Below are 20578 nucleotides of genomic sequence, written 5' to 3'. Positions count from 1 at the left end.
AAGGGGGAGGCAACGAAGGTGAAACGACACAGGTGGTTCGGGTCGGTGACCGTGCTCACGGCCCTGGTGTTGCTGGCGTCGGCGTGCGGCGGAGGCCGTGACGACGACGAGGGGTCCGGCGACGACGACGGCGACTCCGAGCAGACCGGCGGTGACCCGGCGAGCGGTCCCGGCTTCGACGGCGAGACGATCCGATTGGGCGTGATCACGCCCACCAGCGGCCGCGTCGCGGTCATCGGCGAGCCGTTGACCAACGGCGACAAGGCCTACTGGGACTACGTCAACGAGGAGCTCGGTGGCGTCGCCGGCAAGTACCCGGTCGAGCTGGTGATCGAGGACTCGGCCTACGACCCGCCCACGGCCGTGCAGAAGTACAACCAGATCAAGGACGACGTGGTGATGTTCAACCAGCTGTTGGGCACCCCCGTGGTCAACGCCCTGCTGGAGCAGCTCGCCGCCGACGACATCGTCGCCCAGCCCGCCACGCTCGACTCGTTCTGGGTCCGGGAGCAGAACCTCCTCCCCATCGGGGCGCCCTACCAGATCCAGGCCATCAACGGCCTCGACTGGTACGTCACCGAGGGCGGCGGCAGCGACGCCAGCAAGATCTGCACGCTGGTGCAGGACGACCCCTACGGCGAGGCCGGCCAGGAGGGAGTCGACTTCGCCCTCGAGCAGCTCGGCATCGAGCTCACCGACTCGGCCTCGTTCCCCGTCGGCAACCCCGACTTCACCACGCAGATCACCCAGCTCCAGGGCTCGGGCTGCGAGGCGGTGTGGCTCACGTCGACCCCGACGGACACGGCCGGCGCGCTCGGCAAGGCCGCCGAGCTCGGCTACGAGGCGCTGTGGCTGGGCCAGTCGCCCAGTTGGATCGGCGCCTTCGTCGAGTCGCCGCTCATGCCGTACCTGCAGGAGCACTTCGTGTGGGTGTCGGAGGGGCCGGAGTACGGCAACGAGGACATCGCCGGCATGTCGGAGCTGCTGCGCATCCAGGAGACCTACGCCCCCGACCAGGTGCCGGACGTCTACTTCAACTTCGGCTACCTCGAGTCGAAGGCCGTGCACCAGGTGCTCGAGGCGGCCGTGGAGGCGGGCGACCTGTCGCGGGAGGGGATCATCGAGGCGATGAACTCGATCGACGAGCTCGACTTCGAGGGCCTCTTCGGCACCTACGGGTGGGGCGCCCCGGAGGACCGCGACCCGCCGCGGGCCAGCTCGATCTTCAAGCCGAACCCGGACAAGGCGATCGGGCTGGAGCTGGTGATCGAGGAGCACGAGGCACCGTTCGCCGCCGACTTCGAGTTCGGCGAGTAGCCGATTCGTGGGACACCTGCGGTCGTCCGGCCCTTGGGCGGCCGCAGGTGCCTGCACGTAGGGTGCAGCTATGACGGACGCAGAGGCCCTCGTCGCCGACCGCCTCGACCATCTGCTGGACGAGCTCGACCCGGGGAAGACCGACCCGGTGGCGTTCCGCAGCCGGCAGTACGACCTCGGCCTGGCCTGGGTCCACTTCCCCGAGGGCTACGGCGGGCTCGACCTGCCGCCCTCGCACCAGCGCACCGTCGAGGCCCGCCTGGCCAAGGCCGGCGCCCCGTCGATCACGTCGCGCCACTTCTTCGGGCTCACGATGGCCGGGCCGACGATCGTCACCATGGGCGACGAGGCGATCAAGCAGCGGCTCCTGCGGCGCATCTTCACCGGCGAGGACGCCTGGTGCCAGCTGTTCTCCGAGCCCGGCGCCGGGTCCGACCTGGCGGGGTTGGCGTGCAAGGCCGTGCGCGACGGCGACGAGTGGGTGATCAACGGCCAGAAGGTGTGGAACACGCTGGCCCACATCGCCGACCGGGGCATGCTCGTCACCCGCACCGATCCCGAGGCGCCGAAGCACAAGGGCCTCACCTACTTCGCGCTCGACATGCACGCGCCCGGCGTCGAGGTGCGGCCGCTGCGGCAGATCACCGGCGAGGCCGAGTTCAACGAGGTGTACCTCACCGACGTGCGGGTGCCCGACGCCGACCGCATCGGCGCCGTGGGGGAGGGCTGGCGGGTCGCCATGGCCACCCTGATGAACGAGCGGACCACGATCGGCGGCGGGGGCGGCGGTCTGCCGCCCCGGGGCTCCGGCGCGATCGCCGAGGCCGTCCGCATCTGGCGCGAGGAGGCGGGTGCGCAGGTGAGGTCGCCGGCGGGGCGCGACCGGCTCATGCAGGCGTGGATCGAGTCGGAGGTGCTGCGGCTCACCAACATCCGGGCCGGGCAGAACCGCAAAGCCGGCAACCCCGGGCCGGAGGGGTCGATCGCCAAGCTGAAGTTCGCCGAGGTCAACATGCGCATCTACGAGCTGTGCGTCGACCTCCTCGGCGCCGACGCCACGGTCGGCTACGACTACGAGATGCGCCGGGCCGAGAACCTGGGGCTGGTCGGGCCGCCCGGGTCGTCGCGCAAGATGTTCCTGCGGGCCCGGGCCAACTCGATCGAGGGCGGCACCTCCGAGATCCAGCGCAACATCATCGGCGAGCGGGTGCTGGGCCTGCCGGGCGAGCCCCGCAGCGACAAGGACCTGCCCTGGTCGCAGGTCCCCCGCAGTTAGGGCACGCCCCCAACCACCGCCTTCAGGACTCGCAGGCCTCGGTGGCCGCGGTGAGCGCCGCGTCGATCTCCTCGTTGAGCGCCTGGTCGTAGTCGCCGGCGATCGCCTGCTCGGCGAGACCCGTGTCGAGGTAGCGCTGGGCCACGCAGCGGGCCACGTCCTCGGTCATCCCGCTCTGCTCGAACATGGCGGCCAGCTGGGTCTCGAGATCGATGCAGCCGGCGATCGCCTGGTACATGGCGTCGCTCTCGGCGGCGGTGAGGGTGTCGTCGAGGCCCCCCAGGTCGGGCGCGTCGGGGTCGAACCCGAGCTCCACCAGCCGCTCCATCCCCAGGGCCCCGACGGAGGCCTCGGCCGCGCACAGGGCTTCCTCGGCGGTGAACTGGAGGCCGTTGGGGTCGTCGTAGCTGCCGAACTGCTGGACGAACAGCTCGACGGCCCTGGCCTCGTCGTCCGGGGCGGTCGTCGACGTCGTGGTGGTGTCGTCCTCGGCCGCGGCGTCCTCGTCGTCACCGCCGTCGGAGCAGGCGCCCAACGTCACCATCAGGACGGCGGCGGCGGCGAGCAGGCGACCGGGCATCCCGCGGACCGTAGCCGTCAACCTGCCGCTCGATACGCCGCCCCCGCGGGCGTGGGTGCCGGGGCGGCCGAGTCGCTGCGGTACAGGCCCGTGCCCTGGCGGTCGTCGGGCGTGGGCAGGGCGAACCAGGCGTAGCGCTCCACGTAGGGGAGGCTCTCGAACATCGCCGTGGAGCCCGTCACGAACGCCGCCTGCTGGGCGTCGGTCGGGAAGACCGAGCCGCCGTCGACCCACTTGATCAGGGCGTACTCGGTGATCCAGACGGGGAGGCCGTAGCGGTCGTGCACCGCCTCGACGTAGTCGCGCAGGTGGCCCACGGCGGCGTCGCCGAAGTCGGAGCCGTACCAGTGCAGCGTGATGAAGTCGACCCGCAGGCCCCGCTCTCGAGCACCCGCCATGAAGCGGTCGAGCCAGCCGCCGGCGTCGGCACCGCCCACGGCCACCGCGGGGCTGCCGAGCCGCATGCCGGTGTCCTGCAGGCGCGGCCACAGGTCGAGTGCCTGCTCCACGGTCATGTTCGCCTGGCTGCCGAAGTCGGGTTCGTTGAAGCCGAGCAGCGTCGAGCCGTTGGCCTTCACCCGGGCCAGCTCGTCGTCGTTCACCGAGCGGGCACCCCAGATCATGGGGACGAACTCGGCCGAGTCGCCGGCCCCGCCGGTCGGCCCCGACGCCCAGTTGTAGTACCAGGAGGCGCCCACGTCGGTGAGCGCCGCCCCGAGGCCGCCGAAGTCCCACACGCTCACGCCCTTCTTGGCGGTCGACGTCGCCGGTCCGCGAGGTGGGGTCGGGGCCGGGGCCGCGGTGGTCGGCGGCGTGGTCGTGGTGGGCGGGCCGGTCGTCGTCGTGGTGGGCGGGGCGGTCGTCGTCGTGGTGGTGGCGACGGTCGTGGTGGTGGTGGCGACGTCGCCGGCGTCGTACTCCTCGGCCGCCCCCGGGTCGCGCAGGACCAGCACGGTCGCGCCCACGAGAGCCACGACGACGACCAGCGCCGCGGCGAGCCAACGGCCCCGCCTTCCCTTCCCCACGGGCGCTCAATCTACGTGCGCCCGCGGTGGTGGGTGCTGAAGGTCACCTCCTGTCACGGTGCCGGCACCGATGGTGACGGGCAGACTGTGGGGATGTCGCGACGAACCCGCGGTTGGGCTCGGTCGCTGCGCGCACGGGGCGACCACCTGAGCATCGGTCGGCAGGTGTTCGGGCTGTACGCGGTGATCCTCGCACTGGTCATCGGCGCCGGCGTGCTGCTGGCGGTGTCGGTCGCCGATCGCCTGGTCCAGCGGGGTGCGGAGGAGCGGGTGCTGTCGGTCGCCGAGGCGGTGGCGAGCATGCCGGAGATCGCCGACGCCCTGGTCGACGAGCGCCCCACCGACCGCCTGCAGCCGGTCGCCGAGCGGCTGCGGCGCCGGGCCGACGTGTCGTTCGTGGTGGTCATGTCGACCGGCGGCATCCGCTACACCCACCCCAACCCCGACCGCATCGGCGGGCACTTCGTCGGCACCTTCGCACCTGCGCTGCGGGGCGGGGTGGTGGAGGAGACCTTCGAGGGCACGCTCGGGCTGTCGGTGCGGGCGGTGGTGCCGGTCTACTCCGTCGACGGCGGCCGCCCGGTGGGCCTCGTGGCCGTGGGCGTGACCGTCGACCAGGTGAGCGACGACCTCACGCCCGTCCTCGCCCAGGTCCTCGGCGTTGCCCTGCTGGTGCTGCTCCTGGCCGGCGTGGGCGTGTGGTGGATCGCCAAGCGCCTCTCCCGGCAGACCTTCGGCATGGGCCCGGCCGAGGTGGCGCGCCTCTACGCCCACCACGACGCCGTGCTGCACGCGGTGCGGGAGGGGCTGGTGGTGGTCGACCGCGACCGGCGGGTGGTGCTGATGAACGACGCCGCCCGGGAGCTGCTGGGGCTCGACGGCGACGTGCAGGGGCGTCCGGTGGCGTCGCTGGGGGTGACGGGCGGCGTGGCCGACCTGCTGGTGTCGGGCGACACCGTGACCGACGTGGTGCAGCTGGCGGGCGAGCGGCTGGTGGTGGTGTCGCAGGTGCCGGTGGGCGGCCGGGGGTCGCTGGGCACCGTGCTGACGCTGCGCGACCGCACCCGGGTGATGGCGCTCGCCGACGAGCTGTCGGCGACCCGCAGCCTGGCCGACGCCCTGCGGGCCCAGGTGCACGAGTCGGCCAACCGGCTGCACACGGTGGTGATGCTGGTCGAGCTGGGCGACGTCGAGTCGGCCGTGCGCCTGGCCACCGGTGAGGTGCGGGCGACGCGGGCGCTCACCAACCGGCTGGTGGGCCAGTTCGAGGAGCCGACGCTGGTGGCGCTGCTGCTGGGCAAGGTGGCGGAGGCGGCGCAGCGGTCGGTGGAGCTGGTGGTGACCGACGACTCGCGGCTGGCGTCGGAGTTCAGCGAGCCCGTCGACCTGGTGACGATCGTGGGCAACCTGGTCGACAACGCCGTCGACGCGGCGCTGGCGGGCCCACTGCCCCGGCGGGTGGAGGTGGCGATCGAGGAGGACTGCGGCACCGACGAGCTGGTGGTGCGGGTGCGCGACAGCGGTGCAGGGTTCACGCCGGAGGGGCTGGTCAAGGTGTTCGAGCCCGGCTGGACGACCAAGCCGGCCGACCCCGAGCGCCGCCAGGGCCGCGGCATCGGCATGGCCCTGGTCCACCAGGTGGTCACCCGCCGCGGCGGTCGGGTCACCGTCGCCAACCCGACCGACCCGACCGAGCCCAGCGACCACCCGGGCGCCGTCGTCGAGGTCCGCCTCCCCCTCGCCGCCGCCGCCGAGGCCGCCGCGGAGGCGGCGTCAGCGGTGGGTGGTCATGACGACGTGGGGGCCGATGTCGGGCAGCTCGAAGGGGGCGCTGGCGACCTCGAAGCCGTGGTGGAGGTAGAACCCTCGGGCGGGGATCCGGGCGTTGCACCAGACGAGGCCGCCGCCGCGGGTGTCGACGTGGCGGAGGATCGCGTCGAGGATCGCTGAGCCGAGGCCCTCGCCCCGGTGGCCGGGGTCGACCGCCATGGCGCCGAGCTGCCAGGCCGGCACGTCGCCGGGGTGCGGGAACGGTGGTGGTCGGCGCTTGACCGTGCCGGTCGCGACCACGACACCGGCGTCGTCGACGGCGGCGAAGGCGGCCGAGTCGGGGGCGTCGTCGTCCGGTTCCCGCAGCTCGTCGAGCTGCTGGTGGGGTCGCAGCACCCGCTGTCGCAGGGGCTGGATCTCGTCCGCCGTCACCTCGCGCACCGTCGGCATGGTGGAGGTTACGAGGGCGACCAGCCGGGGTCGCGGCCGGTCAGCCCGAGGACGCGGTCGACGAGGGGCTCCTCGTCGACCACGTCGAACACCGGGCCGAAGATCAGGTCGCGCATCGCCGAGTGCTCCGGGGCGGTGAGCTCGGTGAGCCACCCGTGCGCCACCGCCAGCGACGCCGGGTCGGCGTCGTAGTCCTGCCCGGTCGACCGGGCCAGGTCCCAGGCGTGGACCACCAGCTCGTCGAGGACGATCACCCCGGCGGCCCCGCCCGGCATGTCGGCCCCGCCCACCTGCGTCATCCCGGTCCACGCCTCGGGCGCCCGCCAGGCGGCGGCCAGCGCCCCGAGGGCCTGCGGCATCTGCGAGCGCCAGTCGTCGCCCAACCGGGAGCCGTCGCCCGAAGGGGGCAGGTGGCCGATGCCCTCGGTCTCCTTGGTGGCCGCGGCGGTGAACGCCAGGGTCAGCGTGCGGATGTGGTCGAGCAGGTCGGCGAGGTCGTAGGCCGGGCACGGCGTGGGACCGTCGAGCGGCCCGTCGGGCACGCCCTCCACGAGCGTCGCCATGCGACGGGCAGCCGGTTCGAGGTCGACGAGAGCGGACATATCCCCTGGAACTTAGCGGTGAGCCCGTTAGCGTCGATGAACGCATGGGCATGGGCACGACCACCGACTCCGAACGCAAACCCGTCCTGCTGACCGTCGACGACGATCCCGGCGTCTCCCGGGCGGTGGCCCGCGACCTCCGGCGCCAGTACGGCGACACGTACCGGGTGGTCCGCACCGAGTCGGGGCCGCAGGCGCTGGAGACGCTGAGGGAGCTGAAGCTGCGGGGCGACATGGTGGCGGTGCTGCTCGCCGACCACCGCATGCCCGACATGAGCGGCCTGGAGTTCCTGGAGGAGGCGATGGACCTCTTCCCCCACGCCCGCCGGGCCCTGCTCACCGCCTACGCCGACACCGACGCCGCCATCCAGGCCATCAACGTGGTCGACCTCGACCACTACCTGCTCAAGCCCTGGGACCCGCCGGAGGAGAAGCTCTACCCGGTGGTCGACTCCCTCCTGGAGATGTGGCTGGCCACCGACGAGCGCTCCACGGCCCACACCCAGGTCGTGGGCCACCGCTGGTCGAAGCGGTCGTACAAGGTGCGCGACTTCCTGGCCCGCAACTCCGTGCCCTACCGCTGGCTCACCAGCGAGGAGCCCGAGGGCCAGCGCCTGCTGGCGGCGGCCGGGGTCGACGCCCACGCCGTCCCGCTGGTGGTGACCGCCGAGGGCAAGTACGTGGTCGACCCGAGCATCGGCGAGCTGGCCGACAGTGTGGGCCTCACCACCACGCCCACCATCGACTTCTACGACACGGTGATCGTCGGCGGCGGCCCGGCCGGCCTCGGTGCCGCCGTGTACGCCGCCTCGGAGGGGCTCCGCACGGTGCTGGTCGAGCGGCGGGCGACCGGTGGGCAGGCGGGCCAGAGCTCCCGCATCGAGAACTACCTGGGCTTCCCCGACGGCGTGAGCGGCGCGCAGCTCACCGACCGGGCGCGCCGCCAGGCGCAGAAGTTCGGCGCCGAGATCCTCACCACCCGCGACGTGGTGGGCCTCGACGCGCGGACGTCGTCGCGGGTGGTCCGCTTCGCCGACGGCGGCGAGGTGGTGGCGCACACCGTGCTGCTCGCCACCGGCATCTCCTACCGCACGCTCGACGTGCCCGGCGCCGAGCACCTCACCGGCCGGGGCCTGTTCTACGGCTCGGCGATGACCGAGGCGACGGCGTGCGCCGGCGACGACATCTACGTGATCGGCGGCGCCAACTCGGCCGGGCAGGCGGCGGTGTTCCTGGCCAGCCACGCCCGGCGGGTGACGCTGCTGGTGCGGGCCGACACGCTCGAGAAGTCGATGTCGTACTACCTGATCCGGCAGATCGAGGAGACCCCCAACATCGAGGTGCGCCTGAGGTCCGAGGTGGTGGCCCTGCACGGCGAGGACCACCTGGAGGGCCTCACGCTCTGCGAGATCGGCACGGCGCACCAGACCGACGTGCCGGCCACCTACCTCTTCGTGTTCATCGGCGCCGCGCCCCGCACCGAGTGGCTCGACGGCGTGGTCGCCCGGGACGACAAGGGGTTCGTGCTCACCGGCCCCGACCTGCGGATCGACGGTCGCCGCCCGGCGGGCTGGCGGCTCGACCGCGACCCCTACTACCTGGAGTCGAGCACCCCCGGCGTGTTCGCGGCGGGCGACGTGCGGGCCAACTCGGTCAAGCGGGTCGCGTCGGCCGTGGGCGAGGGCGCCATGGCCATCCAGCTGCTGCACAGCTACCTGGAGCACCGATGAGCGGCGAGGAGAGGTTGACCCCCGCCGAGCTGAAGACGCTGTTCCTGTTCGAGGAGCTCGACGACGACCAGCTGGCCTGGCTGGCCGAGCGGGGGCGGGTGGTGGAGTACCCGGTCGGCGCCGTCATCCACGCCGAGGGCGACATCGCCACGTGCTTCCTGGTGCTGCTGTCGGGGACGTTGTCGATGTCGCGGCGGGTGCAGGGCGGCACCGAGCTGGAGCTGTTCCGCACCGACTACCGGGGCGCCTACACGGGTGCGTTCGGCGCCTGGATCGTGGAGGACGGCGAGCCCCACAACTACGCCAGCACGTCGCGGGCGGTGCGCGACTGCCGCTTCCTGGAGCTGCCCGCCAGCGACATGGCCTGGGCCGTGAAGACGTGGTTCCCGATGGCGGCCCACCTCATGGTCGGCGCCGCCACCCAGGGCCGCGAGGCGAGCGAGATGATCGAGCGGCACGAGCGCCTGGTGGCGCTGGGCGCGGTCACCGCCGGCCTCACCCACGAGCTCAACAACCCGGTCGCCGCGGTCGGCCGGGCCGCCGCCACGCTGCGGGAGCGGCTCAACGGCTGGTACAAGGAGCTGGGCACGCTGGCCGACGGGGGCGTCGACGGCCACCAGCTGAGCGTCGTGGCCGAGCTGGTCGCCAAGGCGGTGGCGGGTCGCTCCGCGGCGCCCCACCTGTCGCCAATGGAGGCCTCCGACCGCGAGGACGCGCTGGGCGAGTGGCTCGAGGACCACGGCGTCGCCGACAGCTGGGACGTGGCGCCCGCGCTGGTGGCCGCCGGTCTCGACGTCGAGGCGGTGCAGCACCTCGTCGACGTGCTCGGCCCCGAGCGCTTCCCGTCGGGCCTGGCCTCGCTCGTCTACGCCCTCGACTCGGACAGCCTCGTGGAGGAGATCGGCGAGGCGACGGGCCGGATCAGCGGGTTGCTGGCGTCGGCCAAGCAGTACACGCAGATGGACCGGGGGCCGCTGCAGACCTTCGAGGTGCACGAGGGCCTCGAGGCCACGCTGACGATGCTGGGCCACGAGCTGGGCAACGTCGACGTGGTCCGCGACTACGACCTGTCCCTGCCCCGGATCGCCGCCTACCCGGCCGAGCTGAACCAGGTGTGGACCAACCTGATCGAGAACGCCGTCGACGCGATGGACGGTCGGGGCATCCTCACCGTGCGCACCCGGGCCGGAGCCGACGCCGACCGGCTCGTCGTGGAGTTCGCCGACACCGGTCCGGGAGTGCCGTCCGAACTGGTCGACCGCATCTTCGAGCCGTTCTTCACCACCAAGGAGATCGGCAAGGGGACGGGGCTGGGGCTCGACATCGTCTGGCGGATCGTGGTGATCCGCCACGGCGGCGACGTACGGCTCACGTCCACGCCGGGCCACACGTGCTTCGAGATCGAGTTGCCGGTCAGGGGGCCTCAAGAGTGAACGTGGCGTATCCTGCTGGCAAACGAGTGGTCAACGGTGTAAGTAGTTCCCCACGATGACGGGACCGGGCATATGGACGTCGTGACGCCTGACGTGGCGGTCGACCGACCCTTGGTGGTCGATCTCGCCGACGAGTCCGCCCGGGAGCCGGGGCTCACCGGGGGCAAGGCCGCGGCTTTGGCCCGGGGCGCTTCGGCGGGGCTTTCGACGCTGCCCGGCGTGGTGCTCACCACGGCCTTCTGCGACGCCGTCGACGGCGGCGCCGAGGTGGCCGACCACCCCGCGATGCGCGACGCCTTCGCGCGCGCCGGGGGCGAGTCGCAGTCACTGGTCGCCCGCAGCTCGTCGGTCGTGGAGGACATGGCGGAGTCGTCGATGGCCGGCCAGTTCGACTCGATCATCGGGATCGACGGCTGGGACGAGTTCGTCATCGCCGTCACGGCCGTGCTCGTCTCCCGCGAGCGGGCCGGCGCCACCGACCACCCCATCGCCGTGCTGGTGCAGCCGCTGATCGAACCGCAGTACGGCGGCGTGATGTTCGGGATCGACCCGGTCACCGGTCGCACCGACCGCCGCGTGGTGTCGGCGGTGAACGGCGGGCCCGAGCCGCTGGTGAGCGGCGAGGTCGACGGGTCGCGCTACGTCCTCGAGCCGTCGCGCAACGGCGCCTGCAAGGTGCTCGACTTCGCCGCCAACGACGGCCCGGCGCTCGACCTGGCCGATCTGCGCCGTCTGGTGGCGCTGTCGGGCGAGGTGGCCGAGGTGTTCGGCGGGCCCCAGGACGTCGAGTGGGCCATCGCCACCGACAAGCAGCTGTGGCTGCTCCAGTCCCGCCCGGTCACCAGCGAGGTGCGGGGCGTCCCCCGAGGCCCGATCTACGGTCCGGGGCCGGTGGCCGAGACGTTCCCGGCGCCGCTCACCGAGCTGGAGCGCGACCTGTGGGTGCCGCCGCTGCGGGAGGCGGTCGCCGAGGCCGTGATCCTGGCGGGCACCGCCAGCCCGGCCGACGTGGCCAACAGCGACGTGGTGATCTGCGTCGACGGGCACGTCGCCATCGACCTGAAGCTGGCCGGCGAGATCAAGCCCAAGACCAAGATGGTCCACCGGTTGAACCCGATCCCCGCGATCCACAACCTGCGGGGCGCCTGGCGGGTCGGGCGGCTGCGCTCCGCGCTGCCCCGGCTGGCCGAGAACCTGCTCGACCGTACCGACGAAGACCTCGAGACGGTCCCCGAGCTGACCGACCTCACCAGCCGCCAGCTGCTCGCCCTGCTGCACCGCAGCCAGGTGGTCCTGCGGGCACTGCACGCCCACGAGATCCTCATGGGCATGCTCAGCGCCGCCACCACCAACCGGCTGACCGGCGCCTCGGTGGCGCTGCGGATGCTGGCCGAAGCCCGTCAGGACGGCCTCAGTGACGCCGAGATCCTGGCCCGCTCGCCGGCCGTGCTCGCTCTGACCGCGCCGCGGGTGGCGCCCACCGCCGAGCTGCCCGAGGAGGCGACGGCCGTCGACGTGGCGTCCACCGCCTGCCCCACCTGCTGCGACAACGGCATCCTCCGGGAGGCCCTGCGCATGCGGGTGCGCTGGGTGCAGGAGCTGTCGGGCCGGGCCGCCTGGGAGCTCGGCGAGCGCCTCACCGCCCGGGGCGGCCTCACCGAGCCCGAGTTGATCCGGCACATGACCCTCGACCACGTCGAGGCGGTGATCACCGGGCGGGCGGTGGTGGTGCCGGCGCTGATCGCCAAGCACGACCACGACTTCGGCGACCCGCTGCCGGCGTGGTTCCAGATGTCCGACCTGGGGCGCCCCATCCGGTCGCAGAGCGCCGGCGAGGTGGGCGGCGGCACGGGCGCCGGCGGCGGCGTCGGCAGCGGCCCCGTCACCTACGACGCCGAGGATCCGCCCAAGGGCTCGGTGCTTGTCACCACCACGTTGGCGCCGGGCCTGGGCCCGCTGCTGCCCCGGCTCGCCGGCATCGTCGCCGAGACCGGCTCGGTGCTCTCCCACCTGGCGATCCTGGCCCGCGAGGCCGGCGTGCCCACCGTGGTCGGCTACACCGGGGCGGCCGACGACCTGCCGGAGGGCGTGGTCGTCGAAGTCGACGGCGCCACCGGGCAGGTCACGATCGAGTCGTCGGAGCAGGAGGCGGCCGCATGAAGACCGTCACCTGGCTCGCCGGCATCGGCACGATGCTCGCCGGCGGCGCCTACATGATCGTGTCGCTCAACCGCTGGGAGTGGAACCGGGCGCTGTTCTTCGGGCTGATCGTGCTGATCGCCGAGGTGGGGCTGTCCACGGGGCTGGTGCTGCGGCGCCTGGCCCGGCTGGAGTACGACCGGCGCAGCGGCGTCGACCCCACCATCAAGGCGATCCTGCGGGAGACCCGGCCGCCGGCGCCGAGCCGCTTCGCCTGGATGAGCGAGCAGTCCCGCGACCTGAACGTGTTCATCACGTTCCTGGTGGGCGGGGGCGTGCTGATCTCGGGCGTGGCCTGGGTGGTCGACCGGGTGGCGTCGAAGACGTCGTCGCCGATCGGCGAGGAGCGGCTCGCCCGGCAGCTCGAGCCGATCAGCTACCCGTCGGGCGGCCTGCTGCTCGACGACGTCACGGTGCTGGCCCAGGAAGTGCCGGGCGCCAACGACGACCAGATCCGCCAGCTGCTCCGCCGCGGCGGTCGTCACTAACCCGTGTGGCGGTTCAAGCCCGTCAAGGTGCTGCTGGGGACCGTCGGCCTCGCCATCGGTGTCGCCGGCGTGCTGGCGCTGCGGGAGGCCACCCTGTCGACCCACGAGGACCCGGAGGAGCTCGGCGAGAAGATGGAGCTGGTCGTGCACGCCTCGTCCAAGGGTGGCGAAGGCGGCCAGTCCCTCGACGAGATGGTCGAGGCGCAGCTGCTCGCGTGTCGTCTCGAGGTGACCTCCGACTACACCGGCCCCATCGAGCCGCTGGGCGACGGCCGCTACCGCGCCGTGCTCACGCCGTCGCTCGACCTCACCAACCGCAAGCAGTTCCGCGGCTGCGTCGAGGACTGGGTCATCGACCACGTGAGGATCAACGTGGTCGACCTCACCGAGCTCGACTGAACGGGTCTCGTCGGGGGTAGAGCAGGACCCACCTGGGTCGACGGGAGGGGTGCATGGGCGATTGCGGCTTCCGCCTGCGGACCCTTTGCGTTGTCACGGTGCTGCTGGTGGTCGCGGCGTGCTCCGATTCCGAGGCCGCGGTGCCGGCGGCCGACTCGGATCGCTGCGACCTCGGGCTCAACACCGAGCGGTTCAACACGACCACCGCCGCGGTCGACCACGCCGCCATGCACCACGACGAGGTGGCGGGCGACCCGTCGACGGTCGACTTCACCGTGCGGCAGTGGGCCGAGGTGTTCGCCGACCCCGACGTGGGGATGTCGCTCGGCGAGGTGGCGGAGGCCGTCGACGGCGACGAGATCTACCGCCGGCACGTCCTCGCGGGGGTGCTGACCCACTCGCTCGACCCCGATCCGTGGCTGCCGCTGACCGATCCGGCCACCTGCGACGCCCTCGCGGGCGAGCTGGACGAGGTGCGGGGGGTGGTCGAGCGGTTCCCGACCGTGGCCGACGCGACGGCCGCCGGTTACACGCAGGGTGACACCTACTTCGCCGGCCTCGGCGTCCATTTCCAGAACTACGACCTGCTGGGCGGCTTCGACGTGGCCCACCCGGTGCAGTTGCTCTACGACGGGGCCGAGGACGATGCGCACCTGGTCGGCGTGTCGTACGTGGTGCGCTCCGCGGGCGACCTGCCACCCGTCGGGTTCACCGGCGGCAACGACCACTGGCACCGTCACGGGAAGTTCTGCCTCGACGAGCAGGCCGTCAACCTGGCCACCGACGTGCTCAGCGCCGACGAATGCGCTGCTCGCGGTGGGCACGAGGCCTTGAACACCGACGGCTGGATGCTGCACGCGTGGGTGGTGCCGGGCTGCGAGAGCGACTGGGGCGTGTTCTCCGCGGCCAACCCGCGCCTGCCCTATCTCCCGGACGGCGTTCGGCTGGCTCCGGGCTGCCAAACCGCGTCTTAGTTCACAGTATGTGCACTAATTGATGCTGTTTGGAGTGTCGATCAACATATAAACGCTGCGCTGTATTGGCTTAGATATGTTCTCACAGTGTGCACGATAATAGGGTCTATTTTTCGAAATGACTCTGACAAAAACCGCTTCTATTTCCGGATTGCACGCGTGCAGCCTGATACGTTCCCACTTTTGGCAAACCAGCACATATGAGCTGCTGGGGGAGGGCGAACGCATATGGACAAACGCTGGGCCGCGCGCGTCTCGAAAGCGGGGACCTGCGCACTATTGTTCCTAACCGCATGTAGTGGCCAGAAGACCGGATTACTCGATGAGATGGCCGCTAGGAGTGAAGTCGCCAATTCGGTTTTCCCCGCAGCCGATTGGTCAAAGGCAGATCCCACCGAGCTCGGATTCGATGCCGCCAAGCTCGAGGAGATCGCCGCCGAATCACCCCCCGAGACCGTCTGCCTCCTCGTCATGCGACACGGCGAGGTCGTCGGCGAGTGGTACTACGGCGACCACACGGCCGAACAGCCGACCGGCGTCATGTCGGTCACCCAGGCCTACGCCGCCACGCTGGTCGGCATCGCCCAGGACGAGGGCTTCCTCGACCTCGACGACCCGGTCTCCAAGTACATCCCCGAGTGGGTGGGCACGCCGTCCGAAGGCGTGACCATCCGCAACCTGCTGAGCCACGACAGCGGTCGTGAGTCCACCAACTCGATCGGCAACGCCGAGCTCCACCAGGCGCTGATCGGCGCACCCGACCCCGGGGCGCTGGCCATCGGGCTGGAGCAGCAGCACGCGCCGGGCGAGGTGTGGAGCCAGAACCTGCCGGCCATCGAGCTGCTGAACCCCATCCTCACCGCCGCCACGGGGATGGACCCTGCCGACTACGCGCAGGAGAAGCTGTTCGGGCCGATCGGGGCCACCCACACGTCGATGAAGAAGAACGGCAACGGCAAGACGTGGATGCACAGCTTCCTGGAGACCACGTGCCAGGACGCCGCCCGCTTCGGCTACCTCTACCTGCGGAACGGCAACTGGAACGGCACGCAGGTGCTGTCGGAGGGATGGGTCGACGAAGCCACCCACCCGTCGACGGAGCTCAACCCCGGTTGGGGCTTCATGTGGTGGCTCAACCAGCCGGGCTCGCTCGTGTCGATCGACAACGTGCTCACGCCCGACTACGACGAGCCGAGCGAGATGAAGCTGGTGCCCGACTCCCCGGACGACATGTACTGGGCGCTGGGCTTCGGCGGTCAGTTCGTCCAGGTCCACCCGGGCACCGACACGGTCGTGGTCCGGCTGGGCGGGGGCGACGAGGCCGCCAACATGCAGCAGGTGACCCGCATCGTCAGCGAGAGCCTGGTGGAGGAGTGAGCTCCACCGACTGACCCCGCGACGGGCGCGCCCTTCCTCTCTCCTCGGCAGGGCGCGCCCGTGTGGGGACCCCGTTTGCCCCACCAAGTACGATACGTGCGACCTCATGTACAGACGGTCGGGGGTGGGCAGGTGCTTGCCGGTCAGGAACATCGCGAGCCCATTGCCATCGTGGGCATGGGGTGCCGGTTCCCGGGCGGCGTGGCCTCACCCGAGGACCTGTGGTCGCTGGTGGCGGCCGGGGGCGACGCCATCGGTCCCGTGCCCGACGACCGGGGCTGGTCGTCGTCGGCAGCCGGGTTTCCCGGCGGTTTCCTGGCCGACGTCGCCGGGTTCGACGCCGGGTTCTTCGGCGTGTCGCCCCGGGAGGCGCTGGCGATGGACCCCCAGCAACGCCTGCTCCTGGAGGTGGCGTGGGAGGCGCTGGAGCGGGCTCGTCTCGACCCCCTGTCGTTGCGGGGCAGCGACGGGGGTGTGTTCGCGGGGCTGACCGGGGGCGACTACTGGTCGCTGTTGGCGCAGGATCCGCTCGACGACTTCTCGGCCCAGCTGCTCACGTCGGCCTCCGCCAGCGGGGCCTCGGGCCGGGTGGCCCACGTGCTGGGGTGGGAGGGGCCGGCGGTGTCGGTCGACACGGCGGCGTCGTCGTCGCTGGTGGCGCTGCACCTGGCGTGCCAGTCGCTGCGGGCGGGCGAGTGCTCGCTGGCCCTGGCGGGAGGCGCCGCGGTGATGGCGACGCCCTCGTGGTTCCAGGGCTTCGCCCAGCAGGGGGCGCTGTCACCCGACGGTCGGTGTCGGGCATTCGGTGCCGGGGCCGACGGGACGGGTTGGGCCGAGGGCGTGGGCGTGCTGGTGTTGGAGCCGTTGTCGGCGGCGCTGCGCCACGGGCGGCGGGTGTGGGCCGTGGTCGCCGGCTCGGCGGTCAACCAGGACGGTGCCTCCGATGGCTACACCGCGCCGAGCGGGGCCGCCCAGCAGCGGGTGATCGAGTTGGCCCTGGCGACGGCCGGTTTGGCGCCGGGGGACATCGATGTGGTGGAAGCCCACGGCACGGGCACCGTGGTCGGTGACCCGGTGGAGGCGGCGGCGCTGCTGGCGACCTACGGCCAGGACCGTGAGGTGCCGTTGTGGTTGGGGTCGGTGAAGTCGAACATCGGTCACACCCAGGCGGCTGCCGGCGTGGCGGGCGTGATCAAGACGGTGATGGCCCTGCACCACGGCGTCCTGCCCCCGACACTGCACGCCGAGGTGCCGTCGCCGCATGTCGACTGGTCGTCGGGTCGGGTGGAGCTGCTGACCGAGGCGCGGGAGTGGCCGGGCCCTCGCCGGGCGGGGGTGTCGTCGTTCGGGATCTCGGGGACCAACGCCCACGTGATCCTGGAGCCGGCTCCGGAGTCGCCGCCGGTCACCGAGACGGAGGCGCCGGGACCTTTGCCGCTCGTCGTCTCGGCGGCGACCGAGGATGCCTTGGCGGTGCAGCTCGACCGCCTCGACCCCGTGCCGCAGCCCGACGTCGCCTGGTCGTTGGCGACGACCCGGGCCGCGTTGGAGCACCGGGCGGTCGTGATCGACGGGAAGGTGGTCCGCGGCCGGGCCGGGTCCGGAGTCGGCTTCGTGTTCGCCGGCCAGGGGACCCAGAAGCCGGGCATGGGCGCCGAGCTGTACGCCCGGTTCCCTGTGTTCGCCGAGGCCTTCGACGCGGCGCTGGACCCCGAGCTGCGGGACCGGGTCCTGGCCGGTGAGCCGTCGGACGACACGCTCTACGCCCAGACCGGTCTGTTCGCCCTCGAAGTCGCGTTGGCCCGGCTGCTGGCGAGCTTCGGCGTCGAGCCCGAGGTGGTGGTGGGGCATTCGATCGGGGAGCTGGCGGCGGCGCAGGTCGCCGGGGTCATGTCGCTCGACGACGCTCGCCGGCTCGTCACCGCCCGGGCCCGGCTCATGTCGGCCCTTCCCGCCGGCGGGGCCATGGTCGCCTTGCGGATGACCGAAGCCGCAGCGACCGCGCTGATCGCCGGCCATCGCGACGTGGCCCTCGCGGCGGTCAACGCCCTCGACCGCGTGGTCGTCTCCGGCCCCGCGGCGACCGTCGAGCGGTGGGGCACGCGACTCCGGGTGAGCCACGCGTTCCACTCCCCGCTGGTGGAGCCGATGCTGGAGGACTTCCGCCGGGTCGCCGAGACCGTCGACTACCGGGCTCCCCGGATGCGGTGGGTGTCGACCCTCACCGGGCGGCCAGTCACCGAGGCCGTGACGGTTGAGCACTGGGTCGACCAGGCCCGCCACACCGTCCGCTTCCACGACGCGGTCGCCGACCTCGGCTCGGCGTTGGAGATCGGTCCCGGCCACGACCTGCTCCACGGCCTCGCCCGTGCCTGGACCCACGGCGCTCCGGTCGACTGGCGACGGCTGCTCGGCTCCGGCAACACCGTCGACCTCCCCACCTATCCCTTCCAGCACCAGCGCTTCTGGCCGGGCGCCCCGGTCCCGGTCCCGGCGCCGTCGTCGGCAGCCCGGCCCCCCGACCTGCTGGGGCTGGTGCGGGCGGAGGCGGCGGCGGTGCTGGGCCTGGCGGGGCCCGACGACGTCGACCCGCAGCGGACGTTCAAGGACCTGGGGTTCGAGTCGCGGGACGCGGTGGAGCTGCGGGCCGGGCTGCAACGGGCGGTCGGTTCCCCGCTGTCGTCCACGATCGTCTTCGACCATCCGACGTGCGCCGCCCTGGCCGCCGAGCTGGCGGGCACAGGGGTGAGCCCCGAACCCCCGCCCCGGCGGCGCGCCGCCGACGAGCCGCTGGCGATCGTGGGGATGGCGTGCCGCTTCCCGGGCGGGGTCGGGTCCCCGGAGGACCTGTGGGAGCTGGTGACCGGGGGTCGGGACGCCATCGGGTCGGCGCCGGGCGACCGGGGCTGGGACGGGCGGTTCCTGGGCGGGTTCCTGGCCGACGCCGCCGGGTTCGACGAGGCGCTGTTCGGCATCTCGCCCCGTGAGGCCCTGGCGATGGACCCGCAGCAGCGCCTGTTCCTCGAGGTGTCGTGGGAGGCGCTGGAGCGGGCGGGGCTCGACCCGTCGTCGCTGCGGGGCACCGACACCGGGGTCTTCGCCGGTCTGATGGCCGACGACTACGGCCGCCTGCTGCCCGAGGACCCCGACGGCTACGGCCTGACCGGCAGCTCCGCCAGCGTGGCGTCGGGCCGGGTGGCGTACGTGCTGGGTCTGGAGGGGCCGGCGGTGTCGGTGGACACGGCGTGCTCGTCGTCGCTGGTGGCGCTGCACGTGGCCGGCCAGTCGCTGCGGGCGGGGGAGTGCTCGCTGGCGCTGGCGGGTGGGGTCACGGTGCTGGCGACGCCGTCGCTGTTCGTGGACTTCGCGGCCCAGGGCGGGCTGTCGCCCGACGGTCGGTGCAAGGCGTTCGGGGCGGGGGCCGACGGGACGGGCTGGTCGGAGGGCGTGGGTGTGATGGTGTTGGAGCGCCTGTCGGACGCCCGCCGGAACGGCCACCGGGTGTGGGCGGTGGTGGCGGGCTCGGCGGTGAACCAGGACGGCGCCTCCAACGGCCTGACCGCCCCCAACGGCACGGCCCAGCAGCGGGTGATCCGCCGGGCGTTGGCGTCGGCCGGTCTGGCGCCGGCGGACGTCGACGCGGTGGAGGCCCACGGGACGGGCACCACGTTGGGCGACCCGATCGAGGCGTCGGCGCTGCTGGCGACCTACGGCCAGGACCGGGAGCGGCCGCTGTGGTTGGGGTCGGTGAAGTCGAACATCGGCCACACCCAGGCGGCTGCCGGTGTCGCCGGGGTGATCAAGATGGTGATGGCGCTGCAGCACGGTGTGCTGCCCCCGACCTTGCACGCGGACGAGCCGTCGCCCCACGTCGACTGGTCGTCGGGCCGGGTGCAGTTGCTCACCGGGCCGCAGGACTGGCCCGAGCCCCGCCGGGCCGGCGTGTCGTCGTTCGGGATCAGCGGCACCAACGCCCACGTCATCCTCGAGCAGACCCCCGAGCAGCCCTCGTTCGTCGCCACCGAGCACGAGGGACCCCTGCCGCTGGTCGTCTCGGCGGCGACGGAGGCGGCGCTCGCGGCCCAGCTCGACCGCCTCGACACCGCGCCGCAGCCCGACGTCGCCTGGTCGCTGGTCACCACCCGGGCCGCCCTGGAGCACCGGGCGGTCGTCCTCGACGGCGCCGAGGTCCGGGGGCGGGCGGCGAGCGGGGGCGTCGTGTTCGTCTTCCCCGGGCAGGGGGCGCAGTGGGTGGGGATGGCCGCGGGGTTGATGGAGCACCCCGCGTTCCGGGACGCCATGACGGCCTGCGAGGCGGCGCTGGCGCCCTACGTCGACTGGTCGTTGACCGAGGTGGCGTGCAGCGCCGACGACGGCTGGCTGCAGCGGGTCGAGGTCGTGCAGCCGGCGCTCTTCGGGGTGATGGTGTCGCTGGCGGCGCTGTGGGAGTCGTTCGGCGTCGCGCCCGCGGCGGTGGTGGGCCACTCGCAGGGGGAGATCGCCGCCGCCCACGTCGCCGGGGTGCTGTCGCTCGACGACGCCGCCCGGGTCGTCGCCCGCCGGGCCCAGCTGCTGGCCCGGCTCGCCGGCACCGGCGGCATGGCCTCGGTGACGGCACCCGAGGCGCAGGTCCGGGCCCTGATCGACCGCTGGTCGCCCGGGGTGAGCGTGGCCACCGTGAACGGCCCGGCGTCGGTCACGGTGTCGGGCGACGCCGCGGCGCTCGACCGCCTGCTCGCCGGCTGCGAGTCCGACGGTGTCCGGGCGACCCGGGTGGCCGTCGACTACGCCTCGCACTCCCCGCACGTGGAGGCGGTGCGGGACGACCTCCTCGCCGCCCTCGACGGCATCGAGCCCCAGCCGCCCCGGGTGCGCTTCGCTTCGACGGTCACCGGCGACGCCGCCCTCGGCCCCGACTACTGGTACCGCAACCTGCGGGAGACCGGCCGCTTCCACGC

General features: G+C 72.6%; 14 protein-coding genes and 1 pseudogene. 11 read left to right on the top strand and 4 right to left on the bottom strand.

Annotated features, from left to right (window positions below; all coding sequences use genetic code 11):
• Positions 1 to 45: 45 nt before the first annotated feature.
• A complete protein-coding gene (locus VK611_26060) occupies positions 46 to 1317 on the top strand; it encodes an ABC transporter substrate-binding protein (GenBank protein HMG44826.1) in 1272 nt (423 codons plus the stop codon).
• 70 nt (positions 1318 to 1387) lie between these two features.
• Positions 1388 to 2593: an acyl-CoA dehydrogenase family protein gene (locus VK611_26055; protein ID HMG44825.1), complete on the top strand. Its 1206-nt coding sequence runs from the start codon at positions 1388 to 1390 to the stop codon at positions 2591 to 2593.
• A gap of 22 nt (positions 2594 to 2615) precedes the next feature.
• On the opposite strand, the gene VK611_26050 is transcribed toward VK611_26055, so the two are convergent.
• Together VK611_26050 and VK611_26045 are read right to left on the bottom strand one after the other, a co-directional pair.
• Positions 2616 to 3173 carry a hypothetical protein gene (locus VK611_26050; GenBank protein HMG44824.1) on the bottom strand — a complete coding sequence of 186 codons (558 nt, stop codon included), beginning with the start codon at positions 3171 to 3173 and terminating at the stop codon, positions 2616 to 2618.
• A gap of 17 nt (positions 3174 to 3190) precedes the next feature.
• Complete coding sequence (locus VK611_26045; GenBank protein HMG44823.1) at positions 3191 to 4198, bottom strand: glycoside hydrolase family protein; 1008 nt, start codon at positions 4196 to 4198, stop codon at positions 3191 to 3193.
• A gap of 93 nt (positions 4199 to 4291) precedes the next feature.
• On the opposite strand from VK611_26045, the pseudogene VK611_26040 reads away from it, so the two are divergent.
• Positions 4292 to 5929: pseudogene (locus tag VK611_26040) on the top strand (sensor histidine kinase).
• A gap of 42 nt (positions 5930 to 5971) precedes the next feature.
• On the opposite strand, the gene VK611_26035 reads toward VK611_26040, so the two are convergent.
• Together VK611_26035 and VK611_26030 are read right to left on the bottom strand one after the other, a co-directional pair.
• Positions 5972 to 6409, bottom strand: coding sequence for a GNAT family N-acetyltransferase (locus VK611_26035; protein ID HMG44822.1), 438 nt, complete (start codon positions 6407 to 6409; stop codon positions 5972 to 5974).
• A 17-nt stretch (positions 6410 to 6426) separates the two neighbouring features.
• The gene (locus VK611_26030) at positions 6427 to 7020 is read right to left on the bottom strand and encodes a TIGR03086 family metal-binding protein (GenBank protein ID HMG44821.1); all 594 of its coding nucleotides are present in this window, start codon (positions 7018 to 7020) and stop codon (positions 6427 to 6429) included.
• A gap of 44 nt (positions 7021 to 7064) precedes the next feature.
• Between VK611_26030 and VK611_26025 the strand changes: the two genes are divergently transcribed.
• The 8 genes from VK611_26025 to VK611_25990 all read left to right on the top strand — a co-directional run.
• Positions 7065 to 8750 (top strand): FAD-dependent oxidoreductase, encoded by a 1686-nt coding sequence (locus tag VK611_26025; protein HMG44820.1) that lies wholly within the window; start codon positions 7065 to 7067, stop codon positions 8748 to 8750.
• The gene (locus VK611_26020) at positions 8747 to 10183 is read left to right on the top strand and encodes an ATP-binding protein (protein HMG44819.1); all 1437 of its coding nucleotides are present in this window, start codon (positions 8747 to 8749) and stop codon (positions 10181 to 10183) included. Before VK611_26025 ends, VK611_26020 begins: the two co-directional genes overlap by 4 nt.
• A gap of 72 nt (positions 10184 to 10255) precedes the next feature.
• On the top strand, positions 10256 to 12343 hold the full coding sequence (locus VK611_26015; protein ID HMG44818.1) for a PEP/pyruvate-binding domain-containing protein: 2088 nt from the start codon (positions 10256 to 10258) through the stop codon (positions 12341 to 12343).
• Positions 12340 to 12870, top strand: a complete 531-nt coding sequence (locus VK611_26010; protein HMG44817.1) for a hypothetical protein — start codon at positions 12340 to 12342, stop codon at positions 12868 to 12870. The genes VK611_26015 and VK611_26010 overlap by 4 nt, the downstream gene beginning before the upstream one ends.
• 3 nt (positions 12871 to 12873) lie before the next feature.
• Positions 12874 to 13269, top strand: a complete 396-nt coding sequence (locus VK611_26005) for a hypothetical protein (protein ID HMG44816.1) — start codon at positions 12874 to 12876, stop codon at positions 13267 to 13269.
• A 98-nt stretch (positions 13270 to 13367) separates the two neighbouring features.
• A complete protein-coding gene (locus VK611_26000; GenBank protein ID HMG44815.1) occupies positions 13368 to 14243 on the top strand; it encodes a hypothetical protein in 876 nt (291 codons plus the stop codon).
• A 228-nt stretch (positions 14244 to 14471) separates the two neighbouring features.
• Positions 14472 to 15620 (top strand): serine hydrolase, encoded by a 1149-nt coding sequence (locus VK611_25995; GenBank protein HMG44814.1) that lies wholly within the window; start codon positions 14472 to 14474, stop codon positions 15618 to 15620.
• A gap of 177 nt (positions 15621 to 15797) precedes the next feature.
• Positions 15798 to 20578, top strand: a 4781-nt coding sequence (locus VK611_25990; protein ID HMG44813.1) for a beta-ketoacyl synthase N-terminal-like domain-containing protein, incomplete at its 3' end; no start/stop codon positions are given.

Source organism: Acidimicrobiales bacterium, assembly GCA_035316325.1.
Lineage (GTDB): Bacteria > Actinomycetota > Acidimicrobiia > Acidimicrobiales > VFJN01 > DASXTK01.
This window is presented reverse-complemented; position numbering and strand designations above follow the sequence as displayed.

Bases quoted from the DNA above. Each gene is read 5' to 3' on its own strand.
- VK611_26050 (HMG44824.1), bottom strand. From the start codon at position 3,173: ATGCCCGGTCGCCTGCTCGCCGCCGCCGCCGTCCTGATGGTGACGTTG.
- VK611_26015 (HMG44818.1), top strand. From the start codon at position 10,256: ATGGACGTCGTGACGCCTGACGTGGCGGTCGACCGACCCTTGGTGGTC.
- VK611_26025 (HMG44820.1), top strand. From the start codon at position 7,065: ATGGGCATGGGCACGACCACCGACTCCGAACGCAAACCCGTCCTGCTG.
- VK611_26030 (HMG44821.1), bottom strand. From the start codon at position 7,020: ATGTCCGCTCTCGTCGACCTCGAACCGGCTGCCCGTCGCATGGCGACG.
- VK611_25995 (HMG44814.1), top strand. From the start codon at position 14,472: ATGGACAAACGCTGGGCCGCGCGCGTCTCGAAAGCGGGGACCTGCGCA.
- VK611_26055 (HMG44825.1), top strand. From the start codon at position 1,388: ATGACGGACGCAGAGGCCCTCGTCGCCGACCGCCTCGACCATCTGCTG.
- VK611_26010 (HMG44817.1), top strand. From the start codon at position 12,340: ATGAAGACCGTCACCTGGCTCGCCGGCATCGGCACGATGCTCGCCGGC.
- VK611_26020 (HMG44819.1), top strand. From the start codon at position 8,747: ATGAGCGGCGAGGAGAGGTTGACCCCCGCCGAGCTGAAGACGCTGTTC.